The sequence below is a fragment of the Williamsia sterculiae genome, from assembly GCF_900156495.1.
Taxonomy (GTDB): Bacteria; Actinomycetota; Actinomycetes; order Mycobacteriales; family Mycobacteriaceae; genus Williamsia_B; species Williamsia_B sterculiae.
The window spans coordinates 453,814-475,167 of the sequence record NZ_FTNT01000001.1 but is presented as its reverse complement, the minus strand read 5'-3'; the positions used below and the strand labels follow the sequence as shown (position 1 = coordinate 475,167).

The following is a 21,354-nucleotide window of genomic DNA, read 5'->3' as shown; positions in this document are numbered from 1 at the left end:
GGACGCGAGCATCAGGCCCCGGTGGCGAGGGGGTCGGACGATCCGGCGGGTTCGGAGTAGACGATGTCGACCAGCGCGTCGCCGTCGAACATCAGGCTGGTCAGCGAGGCCAGGGCGCACTGCCGCGAGCGCGGGTCGTGCCACAACCGCTGGCCCTCGAGAAACCGACGCAGGGTGTACACGGGCAGTTGGTGGCTGACGCAGACCGCCTCGTGACCGGCGGCGGCCTCGCGGGCGCGGTTGGCCGCGGCCAGCATCCGGTGGGCCAACTGGATGTAGGGCTCACCCCACGACGGTGTGAACGGGTCGCGCAGCTTCGCCCAGTGCCGGGGGCGCCGCAGGGCGCCGTCGCCGACCGAGATCCGCAGACCCTCGAAGACGTTCTCGGCCTCGATCAGCCGGTCGTCGGTCTCGATGGTCAGGCCGTGTTCGGCGGCGATGGGGGTGGCCGTCTCCTGCGCCCGCTGCAGCGGCGAGGCGAAGACATGGGTGATGTCGTGGCCGGCGAGCACGTCGGCCACTGTCCGGGCCTGCGCCACACCGTTCTCCGACAACCGGAAGTTGGGCAACCGCCCGTACAGGATGCCGTCCGGGTTGTGCACCTCCCCGTGCCGCATCATGTGGACGATGGTGCGCTCCATCGGATCAGCTCACCTCCTGCGGGTCGGTCGCCGCAGCGGCCGCCGCAGCCGCTGCGGGCATCGCGTCGGCGATGACACCGAAAGCATCCTCGTCCAGCGCGGCGGAGACAAACCAGGACTCGAACGCCGACGGCGGCGGGTACACCCCGCGGTCGAGCAGCGCGTGGAAGAAGGGGGCGAACCGCCAGGTCTCGGTGCTTTTCACCGCGGTGTAGTCGCGGATCGGGGCATCGGGGTCGGAGGTGAAGAACACACTGACCAGGTTGCCCGCGAACTGCACGCGGTGGCCGACCCCGGCCGCGGTCAGTGCCTCACCGATCAGCGCGCCGAGCCGTTGGGCGTTGTTGTCCAGGGCGGCGTAGACGTTCTCGTCGGCGTGGCGCAGGTTGGCCAGTCCCGCCGCGACCGCCACCGGGTTCCCCGACAACGTGCCCGCCTGGTAGACGGGTCCGGCCGGGGCGAGGCGTTCCATCACGTCGGCGCGGCCGCCGAACGCCGCCGCGGGCAGTCCACCGCTCATCACCTTGCCGAAGGTGTACAGATCGCCTGCGACCCCATCGATGCCGTACCACCCGGAGCGGCTGACCCGGAACCCGGTCATCACCTCGTCCATGATCAGCAGCGCACCGTCGGCGGAGGTCACCTCCTTGAGCCCGGCGTTGAAACCCGGCATGGGTGCGACCGCACCCATGTTGCCTGCCGCGGCCTCGGTGATGACCGCGGCGATCTGACCGGGGTTGGCCTCAAAGGCCGCCCGCACCGCGTCGAGGTCGTTGTAGGGCAACACGATCGTGTCCTGGGCCTGCGCGCCGGTGACCCCGGGTGAGGTGGGCAGACCGAAGGTGGCCAGGCCGGACCCGGCGTCGGCGAGCAGCGAGTCGACGTGCCCGTGGTAGCAACCGGAGAACTTGATGATCTTGGTCCGACCGGTGAAGCCGCGGGCCAACCGCACCGCGCTCATGGTCGCCTCGGTGCCGGAGTTCACCAGGCGCACCCGCTCCACGGGTTCCACCCTGCCGATGATGGCCTCGGCCAGATCGATCTCGGCGGCGGTCGGCGCACCGAACGACAGCCCGGTGGACGCGGCGCGCTGCACCGCCTCCACCACGGCCGGGTGCGCGTGTCCCAGGATCATCGGTCCCCAGGACGACACCAGGTCGACGTAGGTGTTGTCGTCGGCGTCCGTGAGGTGACACCCCACGGCGCTGCTGATGAAGCGGGGGGTACCCCCGACCGCGGCAAAGGCCCGGACGGGCGAGTTCACGCCGCCGGGTATCACCGTCTCGGCACGGGCGAACAGGTCGGCCGAACGGGAGGTTGTCTCGGGAGTCGAGGTGCTCACGACATCCAGTGTTCCAAATCCGATCGCCGGACCCCGCATCCGGCGGGTGCGGGGTTCAGTTGGCCAACAGGATGAGCAGCAGTTCGGCGCGGGTACGGGCGTCGGCCAGGTCGATGCCCAGCAGTCGTTCGATCCGGTCCACCCGCTGCCGCAACGTGTGCCGGTGGATGCCGACGGCACGGGACGCGGCCTCCCACTGACCGTTGGCCTGCAGGTACGCGCGCAGGGTGGTCAGCAGGTCGGCGTGCTCGGCGTCCAGCAGCGGACCGAGGCGGGGTGCGTAGGCACCCTGCAATCCCGACCGCACACCGCCGATGGCCAGCACCGACCGCTCGGTGTCGAGGTCGACGAGCTCCCCGTCGGGCGCGGTGCCCGCGGCCACCCGCGCGCCGCGCGCCGAGGCCGCGATCTCGGTGACCGCGACCGCGGGCCCGAGCCCGCCGCGCACCCGCACCCCGTCGGGTCCCGGTGTGCGGAACCAGCCGCGCAACCCGTCGAGGAAACCGACACCGTCGTCACCGTGCACCAGTGCCGACACCTCCCGGCCGTCGGTCCGGACGAATACCGCGCGCCACTGCTCCTCGAGGTGTGCGGTGAGGTGCTCGGCACCCTGTTCGGCGTCGTCGTCGGTGGCGAAGACGTACAGCACCACCCGCACGCGACCGTCCCGTCCGGCCGCCCGGTCCAGCAGTCGCGCCATCGCGGGGGTGACGGTGCCGGACGCGGCGAGGTCGAGGAGCTCGGCGTGCACCCGCGCCTGTTCGGCGGCCACCTGCCGGGGTTTGGCGTGCTCCAGGGTCAACAGCGACGTCGCGTGACCGACCAGCACCCGCTCGAGGTCGCTGGGCGGGGTGACCCCCACCACCACCAGATGACCGAAGGTGCTGCGGCCCACGCTGATGCGTTGGACGGTGACCGCGGAGTCGGCGGTGATCGACACGCCGCTGGACGATCCGCGCTCGCGGCCGAGGATGGCGTCGGCGGTGGCGATCACGTCGGCGGGTGGGTGCGACGGCCGTGCGGTGATCAGGTGACCGCCGTCGTCGTACAGCAGCACGGTCTGCCCGATGGCGTCGCCCAGGGCACGCACCACCCCGGCGGTCCCACCGTTGACGATGGCCCGGGTCATGGTCGGTTGGGTGCGGGAGGCGCGGACGAACTGGTCGTATCGCTGTTCGGCCAGCCGGTCGAGCACGGTGCGGGCGATCGCCGAGAACGGGACCTGCAGCGGCACCGCGAACAAGGGCAGGCCCACCTCCTCGGCGGCGGCGATCAGGTCGGCGGGCACCTCGTCGAATCCCATCCCGACCGCGAAACCGAGCCCGGCGATACCGGTGCGGTCCAACGCCCGAACATAGCGATGCCGACCCTCAGCGGTGTCGGGAAGCCGCAATCCCGTGGTCAGCAGCAGTTCCCCACCCGACAACCACTCGTGCGGCGCCGGGAGTTCCGAGGTCAACGCGCAGTCGATCTCCCGGTCCAGTCCGGCAGCGCCGCCGCACAAACCCAGGCTCAGCGCGCGTCGACCCAGCAGCCAGCGCACAGTTGCGGTCATGGGCTCCATTTTGTCCTACGACTTGCCCACGGCACACCGGATTGTCAGGGTCGAGGGTGGGCCGGGTGCGCGAACACTGAAGCCACCGGCCACCACCGGCACACCCGACACAGAGGAGCGATGTCACGATGACCGCAACGATCAGCCACCGCCTGCCCCAGAAGCGGCACCTCGTGACGCCGCTACCGGGTCCGGAGTCGAGTGCGCTGGCGAAGCGGCGCGCGGCCGCCGTCGCCGCCGGGGTCGGATCGGTGGTGCCCATCTACGCCGCCGACGCCGACGGCGGGATCATCGTGGACGTCGACGGCAACTCGCTGATCGACCTCGGCTCCGGTATCGCCGTGACCGGTGTGGGCGCCAGCAACCCCGCCGTCGCCGACGCCGTGGCCGCACAGGCCCACCACTTCACCCACACCTGTTTCATGGTCACGCCCTACGAGGGGTATGTGGCCGTGGCCGAGAAGCTCAACGAGCTGACCCCCGGCGACCACGAGAAGCGGTCGGTGCTGTTCAACTCCGGGGCCGAGGCGGTGGAGAACGCGGTCAAGGTGGCGCGGCTGGCCACCGGACGCGACGCCATCGTCGCCTTCGACCACGCGTACCACGGCCGCACCAACCTGACCATGGCGCTGACCGCCAAGACCCAGCCCTACAAGTACAACTTCGGCCCGTTCGCGCCGGAGATCTACCGCATGCCGATGTCGTACCCGTACCGCGACGATCTCGGCACCGACGGAGTGTCCGCGGCGAAACGGGCCATCCGTCAGATCGAGACCCAGATCGGTGGCGAGGCGGTGGCCGGGTTGCTCATCGAACCCATCCAGGGTGAGGGCGGCTTCATCGTGCCCGCGCCCGGCTTCCTGACCACGCTGGCCGAGTGGGCCCGCGACAACGGTGTGGTCTTCATCGCCGACGAGGTGCAGGCCGGGTTCTGCCGCACCGGCACCTGGTTCGCCAGCGAGGCCGAGGGCATCGTGCCCGACATCGTGACCACCGCCAAGGGCATCGCCGGCGGTATGCCCTTGTCGGCCATCACCGGTCGCGCCGACCTGCTCGACAAGGTGCACCCGGGCGGTCTCGGCGGTACCTACGGCGGCAACCCGGTCGCCTGCGCCGCGGCGTTGGCGACCATCGCGGAGATGGAGGAACTGGACCTCAACGCGCGGGCGCACCACATCGAGGAGATCGCGCTGCCCCGGCTGCGGACGTTGGCCGACGACCTCGACGTGATCGGTGACGTCCGCGGACGCGGGGCGATGCTGGCCATCGAGATCGTCGAACCCGGCACCGACACCCCCGCGCCCGCGTTGGCCAAGAAGGTCGCCGCGGCGGCGCTGGAAGCCGGTGTGGTGATCCTGGTGACCGGCACCTTCGGCAACGTGATCCGCCTGCTGCCACCGCTGGTCATCGACGACGAGACGCTGGTCGACGGCATCGACGTGCTCGAGCAGTCGCTGCACTCCGTGGCCGCCCCGGTCGGCGTATGACCGAGCCGCATCCTCTCGATCCGCTGACCGCGGACGAGTTCACCGCCGTCGCCGCGATCCTCGGTCGCGACCGGGGAGTGGTGCCCGGGCCGGTCCCGGGATGGCGGTTCTGCTCGATCGAACTGATCGAACCGGACAAGAGCGCGCTCGCCGAGTACGCGACCACCGGTGCCGTCCCGCCGCGCCGGGCCACCGCGATCTGTCTGGACGCGGCCCACAACACGACCCACCGGGCCGTCGTGTCGCTGACCGACGACGGCGTGGAGTCGTTCCAGCACCTGCCCGATGTGCAGCCCAACGTGACCGTCGACGAGTTCGAGGAGAGCGACGCCGTGCTCCGGGAGCATCCGGACGTCATCGCGGCGTTGGCCCGACGCGGCATCACCGACCTCGACCTGGTGTTCATGGACACCTGGACCTACGGATGGGCCGTCGCGCCGCCGGAGTACCGCGACCGCCGGTTGGGTTGGTCGGACACATGGGTGCGCGCCGCACCGGGAGCCAACCCGTACGCGCATCCGGTCAGCGGTCTGCACTGCGTCATCGACCTGAACACGATGGAACTGTTGCGGATCGAGGACAGTGCCGACTCCCCGGAGGGCGCGGTGGAGCCCGCCGAGGTGATGGGCGAGTACGTCCCGCGTCACATTCCCGAACGCATCCGGGCCGGGTGGAATCGGGAACCGCTGCGGCCCTTGGAGATCACCCAGTCGGAGGGCCCGTCGTTCACCCTGGACGGACACCGGCTGACATGGCAGAACTGGACCATCCGGGTGGGGTTCAACTACCGCGAGGGGATGACCCTGCACACCGTGAGCTACCGCGACGGCGACACCGATCGTCCGGTGGCGCACCGGATGTCGTTCGCGGAGATGATGGTGCCCTACCGCGACCCCAGCGAGGAGCACTACCGTCGCACCGCCTTCGACATCGGTGAATGGGGCCTGGGTTTCATGACCACCTCGCTGGAACTCGGGTGTGACTGCCTCGGCGAGATCCGCTACCTCGACGCCACCCTGCACAACAGCCGCGGCGAGCCGTACACCATCGCCAACGCCGTGTGCATCCACGAGGAGGACAACGCCGTCCTGTGGAAACACGTCGATCAGGAGGGCCCCCACCCCGCCGGGGCCGAGGTCCGCCGGATGCGCCGACTCACCGTGAGTTCGCATGTCACCGTGGCCAATTACGAGTACCTGGTGTACTGGCGTTTCTACCAGGACGGCAACATCGAATGCGAGGTGCGGGCCACCGGCATCATGGTGACCACCCCGTTCCGCCCGGGGATCACACCCACGCACGGCACCGTCGTCGACGAACGCACCTACGCGCCGTTCCACCAGCACTTCCTGGTCGCCCGACTCGACCTCGACGTCGACGGCACCGACAACACGGTGTTCTCCTCCGAGACCGAGATCGAGCCGATGGGACCGGACAATCCACTGGGACTCGGTCTGGTGCAGCGCAACGTCGCGCTGACCGACGAGGACGCGGGCAAACAGGACATGAACTGGAACACCCAGCGGGCGTGGAAGGTGGTCAACACCAACCGCACCACCGACCTGGGTCTGCACCCGGCCTACAAGCTCGTGCCCGGCTCGGCGATTCCCGCGATGTTCGACCCGGCGTCACCGGTGTTCCAGCGCGCCACGGTCATCGGCCACACCCTGTGGGTCACCCCCAACGACCCCGACGAACGTTGGCCCGCGGGCGAATTCGTCAACCAGTCGGCAGGCGACCGGGGGCTCGGCACGTGGACAGCGGCCAACCGGTCCATCGACAACACCGACGTGGTGCTCTGGTACGTGTTCGGTATCCACCACATCACCCGGCCCGAGGACTGGCCGGTGATGCCGGTCGACACGGTGTCGTTCTGGCTCAAACCGTTCGGCTTCTTCGACCGCAACCCTGCGCTCGACGTCGTCGCCACCGCATCGGACCACTGCGCCTCATCCGACCATTGCGCAAACCCCCACCACCACTGAAGGAGAGCACCCGAGTGACCACCAGCGGAGTCCACCACGATGTCGTCGAGCGCCACCGGGCACTGCTCGACGCGGTGCCCACGGGTATCTGGATCGACAACGCCTCGCGTACGGCGGCCACGGCGCGGACCTTCGTGGTCGACGACCCGGCCACCGGCCGGGAACTGACCCAGGTCGCCGACGCCGGCCCGGACGACGCGATGCTGGCGCTGAAACAGTCGGTGGCCGCCGCGGACGACTGGGCCGCCACCAGCCCGCGCGAGCGGTCGGTGATCCTGCGTGCGGCATTCGACCTGATCACTGAACGCGCCGCCGATCTGGCGCTGCTGATGACCCTGGAGATGGGGAAGGCTCTGCCGGACAGCAAGTCCGAGATCGCCTACGGGGCGGAGTTCCTGCGCTGGTTCTCCGAGGAGGCGGTGCGCATCAACGGCCGCTACACCCAGTCGCCCGGTGGTACCGGGCGCATCTTGGTCACCCACCAGCCGGTGGGCCCCTGCCTGGCCATCACCCCGTGGAACTTCCCGCTGGCCATGGGCACGCGCAAGATCGGCCCCGCGCTGGCCGCGGGCAACACCATCATCGTCAAACCCGCCGCCGAGACCCCGCTGACCATGTTGGCGCTGGCCAAGATCTTCGCCGAGGCAGGGTTGCCGCCGGGTGTGCTCGCCGTGCTGCCTACGTCCGACGCGTCGGCGGTCTGCACTCCGCTGATCGAGGACACCAGGATTCGCAAGATCACCTTCACCGGTTCGACCGGGGTGGGTCGGATTCTGCTGGGTCAGGCCGCGGCGAATGTGCAGCGGACGTCGATGGAACTCGGTGGGAACGCACCGTTCATCGTGTTCGACGACGCCGACCTCGACGCCGCCCTCGACGGTGCGTTCGCGGCCAAGATGCGTAACGGCGGCGAGGCGTGCACCGCGGCCAACCGGTTCCTGGTGCACGACTCGGTGGCCGAGGAATTCACCGATGGGTTGATCGCGAGGATGCAGGCGCTGACCGTGGGACCCGGATACGCCGACGGCACCACCCTGGGTCCCCTGATCAGTGAGAAACAGCGCAACTCGGTGGCGCAGAAGGTCACCGACGCCGTCGCCGACGGCGCCCGGGTCCGTCTCGGAGGGGAGCAGGCTCGCGCCGAACAGCACGGCGGGGACGGCTGGTTCTACCCGCCCACCGTTCTCGACGAGGTCCCGGTCGGCGCCGAGATCACCCGCGGCGAGATCTTCGGTCCGGTGGCGGTGATCAGCACCTTCGGCACCGTCGACGAGGCGATCGCCGCGGCCAACGACACCGAGTACGGGCTGGCCGCCTACATCTACACCCGCGATCTCGACCGCGCGTTGTCGGTGTCGGATCGGTTGCAGACCGGTCTGGTGGGCGTCAATCGCGGGGTGATCTCCGACGTCGCCGCACCGTTCGGCGGTGAGAAGCAATCCGGGCTCGGCCGGGAGGGTGGACTCGAGGGGATCGGTGAGTTCCTCACCACCAAATACGTCGCGCTGACCAGCTGAGTCGCGGCACGGACCGGTGGGCCTCGGCCGGGAGGGTGGCGCGAACCGTGCTCGTCAGCCCGCCCGTCGGTAACGCATCACGACCGCGCCGTTCGCGAGAGGATCCGCGGAGATCAGCTCGAGGCGTCGGGTGCTCGGCAATCCGCCCTGGTACAGGGTCGGGCCGTGGCCGGTGATCCTGGGATGGACGAGGAACATGTACTCGTCGATGAGATCCAGGCGGTCCAGCTCGGTGGCGAGGGCGCCGCTCCCGACCAGGACGCCGCCGGCCACCGTGTTCGCGAGTCTGCGCACGGCCGTGCGCAGATCGCCGACGAGGTGGTGGCTGTTGGTCCACGGGAAGTCGCTGCGTGTGGACGACACGACGTATTTCGGCTTGGCGTCCAGCGTGCGCGCCCAATCGGCCAGTGCCGGCGGCGCGTCGACCTCGCCACGGGCGACTGACGGCCAGTAGCTCTCCATCATCTCGTAGGTGACACGACCCCAGAGCATGGCGCCGCAGTCGTCGAGAAGTCGGGTGAAGAACGCGTGGGTCTCGTCGTCCGCGATGCCCTCCTCGTGGTCGACGCAACCATCCAGGGTGACGTTGATACTGAACGTGACAGTGCCGGATCGCATGCAGGATTGACCCGCGACGGTGCAGAAACTCATCGCACCGTCCGTGTGAGCCTTACTACAGAGTGGACCCCACCGCCGGAGTGGTGTCCGTATCGTGGGGCCATGACCGTCACCGCTGCCGGAACACCGAAGCCCTCGTCCCCGGAGAACGGGTCCCCCGACGACGAGACCCTGGACACCACCGTCGACAACTCCGACGTCCCGCACGCGGGCAATCCGGAGGGAGCACCCTCGGTACCGACGCAGGAGTCGGCGGACGTCCGGCAACTGGTCGACAACCTGCGACGGACCTTGGACGGCCGGTGGCACGACCTGCGCGAATACGCACGGGAGAAGATGGACGACCCGGAGTTGCTGCCCGACCCCAGCCTGACGTTGGAGCAGACTCGGGAACGCACGTTCGACCACCTCAAGCGGTTGGCCGACCTTGATTTCGCCGCCGCAGGTTTCCGTCCGGAGCACGGTGGCACCGGCGACGTGGGGGCAGCCATCACCGGTATCGAGATGCTCGGTTACGCCGACCTGTCGTTGATGGTGAAGGCCGGTGTGCAATGGGGGTTGTTCGGTGGGGCGATCGAGAACCTGGGCACGCAGCGACACCACGACCGGTACGTCAAGGACCTGATCAACCTCGACCTGCTCGGCAGCTTCGCGATGACCGAGATCGGTCACGGGTCCAATGTGCAGGCGCTGGAGACAGTGGCCACCTACGACCCGCAGACGGAGGAGTTCGTCGTGCACTCGACGACCCCCGACGCCAGCAAGGAGTACATCGGGGGTGCCGGTCAGACCGCGACCATCGCCGCGGTCTTCGCGCAGTTGGTCACCGGTGGTCCGGACGAGGAGCCGACCGGACGCGGGGTGCACTGTTTCGTGGTACCGATCCGTGACGAGAGCGGCGCCGACCTGCCCGGCATCACCACGCACGACGACGGTTACAAGGGCGGACTGAAGGGTGTCGACAACGGCGGCATCACCTTCGACGAGGTACGCATCCCCCGCGAGAACCTGCTGAACAAGTACGCCGACGTCGACGCCGACGGCACCTACACCTCGCCGATCGAGAACGAGAACCGGCGTTTCTTCACCATGCTGGGCACCCTGATCCGCGGTCGCACCAGTGTGGCCGCGACAGCGGGAGCCGCCGGCCGCAAGGCACTGGCCATCGCCACCCGCTACGGGTTGTCGCGCAAGCAGTTCGAGGCCCCTGACGCCGATCACGAGATCGCGATCATGGACTACCTGGCCCATCAGCGCCGGTTGCTGCCGCTGATCGCCACGTCGTACGCGCTGGCCTTCGCCCAGAACGAGGTCACCAACGAATTGCACGAGGTGCAGGGCGGTCCGGAACAGAACCCGGACACCGCCTCCGACGGCGACGACTCCAGGGCCGGACGGCAGCGCGAGCTGGAGGCGTTGGTCGCCGGGTTGAAGGCGATGACCACCTGGCACGCGTCGCACACGATCAACACCTGTCGTGAGGCCTGCGGCGGCGCCGGATACCTCGCCGCGAACCAGCTGTCGATCATGCGCGGTGACATCGACGTGTTCACCACCTTCGAGGGTGACAACACGGTGCTCACCCAGTTGCTGGCCAAGGAGTTGTTGTCGGCCTACGCGCAGGATGTGCGCGGGCTGAGCACCGTCGGATGGGCCCGGTTCATCGCCGACATGGCTCGCGACGTGTTCTTGGAGAAGTCCGCGGCACGCCAGGTGGTGCAGACGCTGATGGACTCCTCCGACGAGGACACCGAGAAGTCGGAGCTGAGCAACCGTGGTACGCAGATCCGTCTGCTGCGGAACCGCGAGGACCACCTGGTGCGCACCTGCGCGCAACGGCTGCGACGAGCCACCGAACCCGACGCCGACGCCTTCGAGGTGTTCAACTCGGCGCAGGATCACCTGCTCAAGGTCGGTCAGGCGCATGTGGAGCGGGTGGTGTTGGAGTCGTTCGTCGAGGCCATCGACAACTGCGACTCGCGGGCCGCGTCCGAACTGCTCGGCAAGGTGTGCGACCTGTTCGTCTACTCCCTGCTCGAACAGGATCTGGACTGGTTCCTGATGCACCGGCACGTCTCGGTGGAGCGGGCCAAGGCCATCCGACGCGGGGTGAACGATCTGTGCGCGGATCTCCGTCCGCACGCGCGCACCCTGGTCGACGCCTTCGGGGTACCCGAGGGCCTGCTCACGGTGCAGATGACCCCGGAGAATCGACCGGATCCGACCACCGTCTGAGTGGTCGTCGCGGCCACACCGCCTGCGCGGCGATGAACACCGCGACCACGGTGATCACCGCGGCCAGGGTGGCCAACGCCATCCACGAACCATCGTGCGTGGTGATGGTGTACGCACCCGCGATGCGTGTGTCGCCGTCGCTGACCTCCGGGTAGTGCGCGGTGCTCACCCCGGCCATCCAGGCCAGCACGGTCCCCACCGAGGCCATCGCGGCGACCAGCACGGCCACCGCGATGGTGAGGCGTCGCCTCGTCATTCGGGGTCCTCGCGGGACGGTTTCTCACGGTTGGGTTTCTGGCCGTCGGGTTTCTCGCCGCCGGGATTCTCGCCGATGAGGCCGAGTTCGACGGCCAGGTGGGCCTCGGTGAGTTCGGTACGGAATCGGTCGACGTCGCGCGCCCAGGCCTGTGCCAGCGTGCCGTCGGCGAGCCGCACGCCGATCCCCTTGCGGCGTCGTGGGACACCGGTGAGCTCACCCAGCGCGCGTGCACTCTCCCACTTCTCGTGTTCGGTGCCCAGGTTGGCCGGATAGATCTCGGCGATGTCGTCGAGCCGGATCACCTTGGTGCCCTGCCGCAGGGTGGTCTCGGTCAGTTCCATGCTGACGTGTCGGCGGGCGGCATACACCTGGGCGACGGAGAATCCGGTGAGGACCACGAAGAAGATCGAGAGCACGGGCCAGTGCACCTGGCCGGGTCCGGCGATCTCGACGATCAGTGTGGCGGCGACCAGGGCCGGGCCGATGGCGACCACCCACCAGCTGCCGCCGTTCTCGCGGTAGAGGGTGCGCGACGTCGTCGGCTGCTCGGTGCTCACGCCGCGCCGTCTGCCTTACGGGTCTTGCCGGTGAAGAACTCCTCGGCGGCGGGACGGTAGGCGATCAGTGAGCCGACCAGGGTCAGCAGGCCGGCGATCAGGGTGAAGATCGCGAAAGCGAGTTGGAGCATGGCGAACAAGGTGGACACCAGGGTGATGGCCAGGGTCAGCACCGCCAGCGACGAACGCCACCGGGGGTCGGGAGCCAACGCCATGCGGGCCATCTGGATGATGCCGACGCCGACCACGATGACGATGACGCCGAACACCTTCACCACGGCGATGCTGAAGATCAGGAACACCACGCCCATCACGATCAGCAGGGCGGCTCCGGCGATCCAGAACCAATAGGCCCGTTTGGCGATGGGCGGGACCGGCCTGTCTGGGGTCGTCATCGTCGATCCTTGTCGTCGGGGTCGTCGGAGTCGTGTCGGCCTGGTGGGTACGAGGGCGGTTGCTGCTGGTACGGGGGCGGTTGCTGCTGATAGGGCGGCGGTTGCTGCGAGGGCCAGTTCGGGGACGGGGGCCACTGGGACGACGGGGCCCATCCGGACTTCTGCTGCTTGCGGTACCCGCTCATCGCTCGGCAGTAGGCGTCGGAATCCCGCAGGGCGGCGGTGTAGAGGGCACCGAGGGCCGCCACCCCGCCGATGACGATGGGAATCATCGCCCACGAGGTGCGGGCGTCGGAGAAGAACCGGAACACGGTGTCGACCAGCACGTACACGGCGAAGAAAATGCTGACCAACCTCGCCCAGTTGTACCCGGATCGTCCGAGCCAGGCGGCCCCGAGGACCACCGCGGTGGTGACCAGTCCGACGATGATCATGGCCACCAGCAGGACGGTGTCGCTGATGTGCACCTGAGCGGCACCGTCGCGGGCCGTGGCCGCGGTGTCGTCGTTCACCCGCTGCGCCACCTCACGTGAGGTGGCGCGCAGATCGGGTAGCTGCGCCACGAACGCGACCCACTGGGCGACCACGACCACCACCCACAGCTCGAACGCGATCGCGAGCCCGGTCGGTCGATCGGGCCTGTTCTGCTGCGGCCGGTCGTGCGGCGGTAGCGGCACGGGTGGCCCTGGCTGATACATGACTCCCGAGGATAGTGATCAGCAGGGCGTCGGGTCGGCGGGGTCGGCCGGTGTGGGTGGTGGTTGCTCGGGGTGACCCACTTCGATCAGGGCCTGCCACACCCGGACGCCCGCAACGCCCCGAGGTTCACCGCCTGCGCCATCGCCCGGTATCCCGCCGGGTTGGGGTGCAGATTGTCCACGCCCACCAGACGCGGGTTCATGATGTTCGGGTTGCGTGGGTCGCGGACCACCTTGTCGAAGTCGACCACGGAATCGGACAGTTTCTGCGATCGGATCCAGCCGTTCAGCCGGATCCGGACCGAGTTGGCCAACGGTGCGGTGATCCCGTCGAACAACGCGTCGGACGCGGGCAACAGCGTTCCCAGGTGGACGCGGATCCCCCGGGCATGCAACCGGTTGATGACGTCGGTGTAACCGCGAACCAGGTCCTCGTAGTTGACCCCGATCGGGATGCCCAGGTCGTTGATGCCCTCCATGAAGATGACGTCGCTGACACCGGACAGACCGATGACGTCGGAGTCGAGTCTCGCGATCGCCGCGGGTCCGAACATGGGGACGAATCCCGGACGGGTGACCCGGTTGCCGGTGATCCCCGCATCGGCCACCGCAGCGCCGGACCCCGTCGCCGTCAGCCTCCGTTGCAGGAAATCGGGGTACCGCACGTTGCGGTCGGTGACGGCACCGTTCTCCGGGACCAGGATATACGTCCCGCCCACGTACCCGTCGGTGATCGAGTCACCGAGGGTCGCGACTGTTGCCGAGGAACGGGTGGGCACCACGTCGAGCGCCGAGACCAGCGGCAGTGCCGTGGTGGTCAACGCGAATCGTCCGCCCTGACGGTCGCGGGTCGCGTCACCACTGCCCGGCAGCGAGTAGTAGCTGGTGGTGTTGGCGTTGAAATGGCCGGTGGGGGCGATGCCCTGTCCGGATACGTACAGGCTGACCGCCAGCGGCGCACCACCTCGTACGGGCCCCGCGATCGGGTCGGACACCACGTCTCGGCCCGCGGGGATGGTGACCCGCGACGATCCGCCGAAGGTGATCTGCCGCGGATTCCCGACGAGGTTGGCACCGCTGCCCTTGGGCGCCAGGGTTGCTCGGCCGACCACCAGAGGCGTGGGACGAAACCTGTTGGTGAGGCGCACTCGTACCTCGGTGCCGTCGACTCCCGGGGTCACCACCAGCCGATAGGATTGCTCCCCACCAGACAGGGTCGGTATCAGCCGCGGGTCGGCCAGGGTCGGGTCGGTGGGTCTGGCTGCGAACGCCGTGACCCATCCGGTGCCGCAGGTCGGACGGGGTGCCGCATTCACGGGTGCGGTCGCGGCGACGCCGACTCCGGAGATCAGAGCGGACACAATGGCTCCGGCGACGGCCATTCGGATTCGCATGCCGGAAACGTACTCTGGGCGTCGATCGACCACACCGGTTTCGGCCAAACCACCGGACTGATCGCACCGACCGCACGGGAGGCGACACCACGCGCCACGGCGCCGCTGCTCACCGGAGCAACGACTTCGGCCAAGCAGACGATGACCACGGCCCACTCGACGCGAATATCGGCCCGCTCGACGCGAACGAGGGCCCACTCGACGGGTCAGCCGAGGCGCTGGGCCACCTCGGTCGCCCAGTAGGTGAGCACGATATCGGCACCCGCCCGACGGATCCCGGTGAGCGACTCCAGGATCGCGGCGTCGCGGTCGATCCAACCGCGTTCGGCGGCAGCGGTGATCATCGCGTACTCCCCCGAGATCTGGTACGCCGCAACCGGTACGTCGACCTCATTGGCCACATCACGCACGATGTCGACGTAACTCATCGCCGGTTTGACCATCACGATGTCGGCGCCCTCGGCGAGATCGAGCCGCAGCTCGCGGAGCGCTTCCGAGCGGTTGGCCGGATCCTGTTGGTAGGTCTTGCGGTCACCGTGCAACGAACTGCCGACCGCCTCGCGGAACGGTCCGTAGAACGCCGACGAATACTTCGCCGTATAAGCCAAGATGCCGGTGTCGGTGAACCCGTCGAGGTCCAGGGCCTGACGCATCGCGCCGACCTGACCGTCCATCATCCCGCTGGGCCCCAACAGATGTGCACCGGCCCGGGCCTGTGCCAGTGACATCGACACGTACCGATCCACGGTCGCGTCGTTGTCGATCACGCCGTGGTCGTCGAGCACCCCACAGTGTCCGTGGTCGGTGAACTCGTCGAGGCAGGTATCGGCCATCAACACCGTGTCGTCACCGAGATCGGCACGCAGCGCGGCCAATCCGCGGTTCAAGATCCCCGCGTCGTCGTCGGCGCCTGACCCCACCGCATCCTTGTCCTCCGGCTTCGGCACACCGAACAACATCAGCCCGCCCACACCGGCGTCCACGGCCTCCCGCGCGGCGGTGCGCAGCGAATCCAGCGTGTGTTGAACCACCCCCGGCATCGATCCGATGGGCCGCGGCTCGTCGAGTCCATCGGCGACGAACATCGGCAACACCAGATGCCTGGGCTCCAACGAGGTCTGGGCCACCAGTCGACGCATCGCCGGACCGGTGCGCAGCCGGCGTGGCCGGATCACGGGACGGTCGATGTCCACAGCTGCCTCCTGATGTGGTCGGAAGACGGAGAACCGGTCAGGAGCGGGAGCGGCGCGCCTTCTTCCGCGGCGGCGGCAGCGCACCCTCGGCCCGCAGCCGAGTGGCGTGCTCGGCCAGCGCGTCCACCAGTTCGGACACCGAGGCCGTCTCCGGCTGCACGTCCACCCGCAACCCGAACTCCGTCGCGGTCTCGGCCGTCTTGGGGCCGATACAGGCGACGATGGTGCGCGCGTGCGGCTTACCGGCGATACCCACCAGATTGCGCACGGTGGAACTCGAGGTGAAGCACACCGCGTCGAAGCCACCGGTCTTGATCATCTCGCGGGTCTCGGCGGGCGGCGGTGCCGCGCGCACGGTCCGGTAGGCGGTCACGTCGTCGATCTCCCAGCCACCGTCGCGCAGTCCCTCGGACAACGTCTCGGTGGCGATGTCGGCGCGCGGCAGCAGGATCCGGTTGACCGGGTCGAAAACGTCGTCGTAGGGCGGGAAGTCGGCCAGCAGACCCTGCGACGACTGCTCACCCGACGGCACCAGCTCCGGGTTGATACCGAAGGCGCGCACCTTCTCCGCGGTCGCCTCACCCACACAGGCGATCTTCACGCCGCTGAAGGCGCGGGCGTCCAGACCGAATTCGGCGAACTTCTCCCACACGGCACGCACCGCGTTGGTGGAGGTGAACACCACCCACTGGTAGCGGCCGTCCACCAGTCCCTTGACCGCGCGTTCCATCTGCGCGGGACTGCGGGGCGGCTCCACCGCGATGGTCGGCACCTCGGCGGGTACTGCGCCGTAGGTGACCAACCGCTCGCTCATGTCGCCCGCCTGATCCTTGGTGCGTGGCACCAGCACGGTCCAGCCGTACAGGGCGCGGGATTCCCACCAGTTGAGCTTGTCACGCAGGCCGACGGCCTTGCCGATGGTCAGCACCAGCGAGCCCTGCAACTCGGCACCCTGCTCGTTGAGGGTGGCCAGGGTGGCCTCCACGGTCCGCTGCTGGCAGGTGGTGCCGTTGACGGTCACCGCGACCGGTGTCTGCGCGGCCAGTCCGTGCTCGGTGAGCGCGCTGGCGGCCTCGGCCAGATGCCCGGCCGTGGCGTGTAACACCAGCGGACCGGGGGCGGCGGCCAATGCGGCCCAGTCGACCTCACCTCGGACGTCGGCCTCGGTGTGACCGGAGCCCAGCGGGGTTCCCGCGTAGGTCGGCACGGCGGTGGCCGCGGACAGACCGGGCACCACCTCGAAGTTCAGGTGCGCCTTGGCCACCGCGGTGACCTCGGCGAGCACCGAATCGGTGGTCAGCGGATCTCCGGAGACCACGCGGACCACGTCGTCACCGTTGCGGGCAGCGGTGATGAGGGTCCGGGCGACCTCGGTCGGATCACCCAGTGCGGGCCGCACCGCGGCCTCTTCCTCGACACCATCGTCCGTGGTGGCCACGTCGCCCGTGGCGGCGTCGGCCGTCTCGTTCTTGGTGGGACGTCGCCGTTGGTCATCGGTGGCCGTCGAGCCACCGATGATCGCGATGACGCCCGCGGGCACGTCGGGGTCGATGAAGGCGATGGTCGCGCCGGTCAGCGCACCACGCGCGCGAACCGTCAGCAGTGCCGGATCCCCTGGCCCGGAGCCGACGAACAGGATGCGGCCCGGGTGTGTCTTCTTCGTTCGGCTCATGCGTTCGCACTCTCCTGCCCCGAAAGGCTGTGTCGTCTCACCCCGGAGGGCGAGCTCGCCGCCTCGAGTCGGTCGTTCGGGGTACCACCCCGACGGTCGTCTCTGCGGCGTCGTTACCCTCTGACTGGCTGTCAGAGGACAAGGTCTGAAGTTGTCACCGGGTCCCGATGAGTTCTGCGGCACCGAGTTCCAGCAACTCCGCGGCGATCTCCTTGCCGAGTTCGACGGCTCGGTCGGTCGACCCCACCACCGAGGCACGAACCGTGTCCGATCCGTCCTCGGCCACCACGCAGGCGCGTAGCGACAGCTCGGTGAAGATGCGTCCGTCCTCGTCGATCGACTCGACCACCTCGGCGATGGCCCCGACCGGAGCGGTGCAACCGGCTTCGAGCGCGGCCAGCACCGAACGTTCGGCGTCGATCGCCGTCCTGGTGGAGGCGTCGTCCAACTCGGCGAGAATGCTCACCAGCCGGGCATCGTCGTCGCGACATTCGACCGCCAGTGCGCCCTGCGCGGGCGCCGGGAGCAGCACGACCGGATCGAATGCCTCGGAGACCTCCTCGGCGCGACCGATCCGTACCAGCCCGGCGCGGGCGACGACCACTGCGTCGAGTTCGCCGTCGGCGACTTTGCCCAACCGAGAATCTAGGTTGCCTCGAAGGGGGCGGATTTCCAAACCGAGACCCGATGCCCTAAGCTGCGCCGCGCGTCGCGGGGCCGAGGTGCCCACAGTGGAGCCCGGCGGCAGCTCGCCGAGCACCCTGTTACCCCGACTGACCAGCGCATCCCGCGGATCCTCGCGTGGGGGCACCGCGGCGATCACCAAGCCGGGATCGGGTGCGGTGGGGAGGTCCTTGTACGAGTGCACGGCGACGTCCACCTCACCGGCGTGCAGGGCGTTGCGGATGGCGGTGGTGAACACCCCGACGCCGATCTCGGCCACCGGCGCCTGCGACTTGTCGCCCGCGGTCTTGATGATCACCAGCTCGGCGGGATGTCCGGCGGCGATGAGTGCATCGCGGACGGTCCCCGCCTGGGTGGTCGCCAGCTGTGAACCCCTGGTTCCGATACGAATGGGGGTTTCCACGGGGATGGGGGTGTGGGCGTCGCGCCCTGCCGGACCACCGGCTGCGGGCGTCGTCACTGACACTGAACTGATGACTCCGAATCGCACGAGAGTGAACATGACCTGCATATTCACGGTACCGGGCAGGTCTTCGAATGCCCAATCGCGCGATCGCGACCGCTCCCTCGGTCAGTCGAAATTGGTCTCGGGAGCCGACACCGACTCCGCCGCACCGGGCTTCAGCTCGAACAGCTCGCGCAGCGCCTCGGCGTAGTGATCGCCGTTGGGCGTCGAGGCCAGCTGCTTCACCCGCACCGTGGGGGCGTGCAGCAGCTTGTCCACCACGCGTCGCACGGTCTTGGCGACCTCGTCGCGTTGCGGGTCGTCGAGATTCGGTAACCGCGTCTCCAACCGCATCATCTCGGCCTCGACCACCTCGGCGGCACGCCTGCGCAGGGCGGTGACGGTGGGGGTGACCTCGGCCTGCCGCTGACTGGTCAGGTAGTCGGCCAATTCGCCCGCGACGATGGCGCGGGCGGCAACCGTGTCGTCGGCGGCGGCCTGGGTACCCGCATCACCACGCAGCGACTCGATGTCGACGATGTGCACACCCGGCAGCCGGCCGGCGACGGGGTCCACGTTGCGGGGCAGACCGAGGTCGCAGATGACCAGCGGGGTCTCGGTGGTGCGCGCGGTCAGCGCCGAGTGCACGTCGGCGACCTGCACAACGGTGCCGACGGTGCCCGTACAGGTGATCAGCACGTCCGCCCCGGCGACGGCGGCGATCAGGTCATCGATGGGCACGGCGCGCACGTCCACCACCCCGGCGTCGGTGCCGTAGGTCTTCTCCACGTTGGCGTGCCGGTCGATGTCGGTGGCGAGCTGCACGGCCTTGGCGTAGGTGCGGTTGGCGACGGTGATGTCGCTCACGCCGTCGCGAACCAGATTCGCCACCGCCAGACCACCCATCGCCCCGGCGCCCAGCACCACGGCCGAGGTGATGTCCCGACCCAGGAGCAGTCGCGCACGGTCGAGGGCCACCGACACCACCGATGCACCCGCACGGTCGATACCGGTCTCGTTGTGGACGCGCTTACCGACGCGCAGCGCCTGCTGGGCCAACTCGTGCAGCACTCGACCGACCGACGAGTTCGCGTCGGCGCTGGTGTAGGCGTTGCGGATCTGGCCGAGGATCTGCTGCTCCCCCACGACCAGCGAGTCCAGACCCGCGGCGACCGAGAACAGGTGCTCGACGGCGGCCTCGGAATACCGGACATAGGCGTAACGGGTCATCTCGTTGAGCGTCATACCCGACGTGGTGCCGATGGCCGCACCGACCGCCTCCAGGGCCGGGTGGAAGGCGTCGACCACCGCGTAGATCTCCACCCGGTTACAGGTGGAGACGACCATCGCCTCGGAGATCTGCGGCGTCTGCAGCAGATCCTCGACGACCTTGACGCGCTCGTCCTCGGTGAGCGCCAGTCGTTCGAGCACCGAGACCGGGGCGCTGGTGTGGGAGACACCGAACAGGAAGACGCTCATGCGGTCACCGACCGGCGGTCGGCGGCGGCGTGCGCACGGCCCTGGGCCGCCTTGAACGCCAGAACCTGCAGCTCGAGCGCCAGGTCGACCGGACGCACGAACACGTCCGCAGGCGTGCGCAGCGTCACCGACGTGACGTTGAGGATCTGCTTCACCCCCGCGTCGACGAATGCGTCGCTGACGCGCTGTGCGTCGTGATCGAGGGTCGCGATGACGGCCACGTCGACGTCCAACTCCCTACATCGGTCGGTGATCTCGCTCATCGGATCGACCGTGAGGCCGGGTCCGCGCAGTCCGGAGGCGTCGTCCTGCGGTCCATCGAGGGCGGTGCCGATGAGTTCGGGCTCATCATCGAACAACGCCACCACGGTGAAGCCTCTTCCCATCCCGGTGTGCGCGAGGAGTGTGTTCCCCAACATCCGGGCACCGGCCAGGGCCACGTTGTGATTGTTCGCCGTGTGCAGTGCCATCGCGATCTTGGCGATCAACCTACCCACGTCGTAGCCGACGCCGCGGACGCCGTTGGCGCCGATGTAGGAGAGGTCCTTGCGCAGATTCGCGGAGTTGACCCCCGCCGCCACGGCCAGTTGTCCACTGGAGGTGATCATCACCCCAGAACTGCTCATCACCCGCAGAACGTGCAGGTAACCGGCCAGACGGGCGACGGCCGCGGGTGGGATCACCGGGGTCGTGGGCGCGGGGTCCGCGAACGCACCCCCGTCGTCGCCGGCATCCGCGCCCTCGACGACCAGGGTGTGCGATGTCCGTACCGACTTCGACAACCCACTGCTCCCGATGTGACCTTCAGACCTGGCCCGCGGAGGTCGCGGACCATGTGGGTTCTGAGGATATACCGCTTGTGAATGTGTTCACAAAAAAGGTGGGATCAGCCGTTGCGGGTCAGATCCGCGCGCAAACGGTCCACGTCGACGTCCCAGTAGCTGTGTTCGCGGCCGTCGAGCAGGACCACCGGCAGCCGGTCGCCGAACTCGGCCCGCAGTTCCGGATCGTCGGTGGCGGCCGCGTCCACGTCGGTCACCGTCAGTACCACGTCGAAATCCGCGCAGATCGGTCGCAGGGTCGCCAGCGCGCGTGTGCAGTTGCTGCATCCCGCCCGGGTCAACAGGGTGATCTCCATCCATCCAGTGTGCTCGCCCACACCTGCGCGCCCCGCATCTGTGGGGTCGCTTCGGGCCCA

Annotated in this window: 19 protein-coding genes; 4 read left to right on the top strand and 15 right to left on the bottom strand. The window is 68.7% G+C overall.

The window, feature by feature from the left end; all coding sequences use genetic code 11:
• Positions 1–11: 11 nt before the first annotated feature.
• From BW971_RS02075 to BW971_RS02065, 3 genes are read right to left on the bottom strand one after another with little or no spacing between them, the layout of a single operon-like run.
• Positions 12–641 carry a histidine phosphatase family protein gene (locus tag BW971_RS02075; RefSeq protein ID WP_076476014.1) on the bottom strand — a complete coding sequence of 210 codons (630 nt, stop codon included), beginning with the start codon at positions 639–641 and terminating at the stop codon, positions 12–14.
• Between the two features lie 4 nt (positions 642–645).
• A complete protein-coding gene (gene hemL / locus BW971_RS02070; protein WP_076476012.1) occupies positions 646–2,022 on the bottom strand; it encodes a glutamate-1-semialdehyde 2,1-aminomutase in 1,377 nt (458 codons plus the stop codon).
• Positions 2,023–2,038: 16 nt separating this feature from the next.
• Positions 2,039–3,538, bottom strand: a complete 1,500-nt coding sequence (locus BW971_RS02065) for a PucR family transcriptional regulator (RefSeq protein WP_076476010.1) — start codon at positions 3,536–3,538, stop codon at positions 2,039–2,041.
• Positions 3,539–3,666: 128 nt separating this feature from the next.
• On the opposite strand from BW971_RS02065, the gene gabT reads away from it, so the two are divergent.
• The 3 genes from gabT to BW971_RS02050 are packed head-to-tail and all read left to right on the top strand — an operon-like array spanning position 3,667 to position 8,527.
• A complete protein-coding gene (gene gabT, locus BW971_RS02060; protein ID WP_076476008.1) occupies positions 3,667–5,025 on the top strand; it encodes a 4-aminobutyrate--2-oxoglutarate transaminase in 1,359 nt (452 codons plus the stop codon).
• Positions 5,022–7,010 carry a primary-amine oxidase gene (locus tag BW971_RS02055; RefSeq protein ID WP_076476006.1) on the top strand — a complete coding sequence of 663 codons (1,989 nt, stop codon included), beginning with the start codon at positions 5,022–5,024 and terminating at the stop codon, positions 7,008–7,010. The genes gabT and BW971_RS02055 overlap by 4 nt, the downstream gene beginning before the upstream one ends.
• 14 nt (positions 7,011–7,024) lie before the next feature.
• On the top strand, positions 7,025–8,527 hold the full coding sequence (locus BW971_RS02050; protein ID WP_076476004.1) for an NAD-dependent succinate-semialdehyde dehydrogenase: 1,503 nt from the start codon (positions 7,025–7,027) through the stop codon (positions 8,525–8,527).
• A gap of 54 nt (positions 8,528–8,581) precedes the next feature.
• On the opposite strand, the gene BW971_RS02045 is transcribed toward BW971_RS02050, so the two are convergent.
• A complete protein-coding gene (locus BW971_RS02045; protein ID WP_076476377.1) occupies positions 8,582–9,145 on the bottom strand; it encodes a dihydrofolate reductase family protein in 564 nt (187 codons plus the stop codon).
• Positions 9,146–9,247: 102 nt separating this feature from the next.
• Here BW971_RS02045 and BW971_RS02040 point away from each other — a divergent pair, with 102 nt between their 5' ends.
• Positions 9,248–11,380: an acyl-CoA dehydrogenase family protein gene (locus tag BW971_RS02040; RefSeq protein WP_076476002.1), complete on the top strand. Its 2,133-nt coding sequence runs from the start codon at positions 9,248–9,250 to the stop codon at positions 11,378–11,380.
• Here the strand turns inward: BW971_RS02040 and BW971_RS02035 are convergent.
• The 11 genes from BW971_RS02035 to BW971_RS01985 form a co-directional block, all read right to left on the bottom strand.
• A complete protein-coding gene (locus BW971_RS02035; RefSeq protein WP_076476001.1) occupies positions 11,331–11,636 on the bottom strand; it encodes a hypothetical protein in 306 nt (101 codons plus the stop codon). The two genes, BW971_RS02040 and BW971_RS02035, sit on opposite strands and share 50 nt — an antisense overlap.
• A complete protein-coding gene (locus BW971_RS02030; RefSeq protein ID WP_234974180.1) occupies positions 11,633–12,196 on the bottom strand; it encodes a DUF3093 domain-containing protein in 564 nt (187 codons plus the stop codon). Before BW971_RS02030 ends, BW971_RS02035 begins: the two co-directional genes overlap by 4 nt.
• Positions 12,193–12,591: a hypothetical protein gene (locus BW971_RS02025; protein ID WP_076475999.1), complete on the bottom strand. Its 399-nt coding sequence runs from the start codon at positions 12,589–12,591 to the stop codon at positions 12,193–12,195. Before BW971_RS02025 ends, BW971_RS02030 begins: the two co-directional genes overlap by 4 nt.
• Entirely contained in the window at positions 12,588–13,289 is a 702-nt protein-coding gene (locus BW971_RS02020) for a hypothetical protein (protein ID WP_143690161.1), read from the bottom strand. The genes BW971_RS02025 and BW971_RS02020 overlap by 4 nt, the downstream gene beginning before the upstream one ends.
• 86 nt (positions 13,290–13,375) lie before the next feature.
• Positions 13,376–14,683 (bottom strand): GDSL-type esterase/lipase family protein, encoded by a 1,308-nt coding sequence (locus BW971_RS02015; protein ID WP_234974179.1) that lies wholly within the window; start codon positions 14,681–14,683, stop codon positions 13,376–13,378.
• Between the two features lie 206 nt (positions 14,684–14,889).
• On the bottom strand, positions 14,890–15,870 hold the full coding sequence (hemB, locus tag BW971_RS02010) for a porphobilinogen synthase (protein ID WP_268811113.1): 981 nt from the start codon (positions 15,868–15,870) through the stop codon (positions 14,890–14,892).
• Positions 15,871–15,913: 43 nt separating this feature from the next.
• Positions 15,914–17,548: a bifunctional uroporphyrinogen-III C-methyltransferase/uroporphyrinogen-III synthase gene (locus tag BW971_RS02005; RefSeq protein ID WP_076475991.1), complete on the bottom strand. Its 1,635-nt coding sequence runs from the start codon at positions 17,546–17,548 to the stop codon at positions 15,914–15,916.
• A gap of 154 nt (positions 17,549–17,702) precedes the next feature.
• Positions 17,703–18,692 (bottom strand): hydroxymethylbilane synthase, encoded by a 990-nt coding sequence (gene hemC, locus BW971_RS02000; protein WP_407701180.1) that lies wholly within the window; start codon positions 18,690–18,692, stop codon positions 17,703–17,705.
• A gap of 111 nt (positions 18,693–18,803) precedes the next feature.
• Positions 18,804–20,156 carry a glutamyl-tRNA reductase gene (locus BW971_RS01995; RefSeq protein WP_076475989.1) on the bottom strand — a complete coding sequence of 451 codons (1,353 nt, stop codon included), beginning with the start codon at positions 20,154–20,156 and terminating at the stop codon, positions 18,804–18,806.
• Positions 20,153–20,938, bottom strand: coding sequence for a redox-sensing transcriptional repressor Rex (locus tag BW971_RS01990; protein WP_268811110.1), 786 nt, complete (start codon positions 20,936–20,938; stop codon positions 20,153–20,155). The genes BW971_RS01995 and BW971_RS01990 overlap by 4 nt, the downstream gene beginning before the upstream one ends.
• A gap of 104 nt (positions 20,939–21,042) precedes the next feature.
• Positions 21,043–21,294, bottom strand: a complete 252-nt coding sequence (locus BW971_RS01985) for a glutaredoxin family protein (RefSeq protein ID WP_076475987.1) — start codon at positions 21,292–21,294, stop codon at positions 21,043–21,045.
• Positions 21,295–21,354 lie beyond the last annotated feature (60 nt).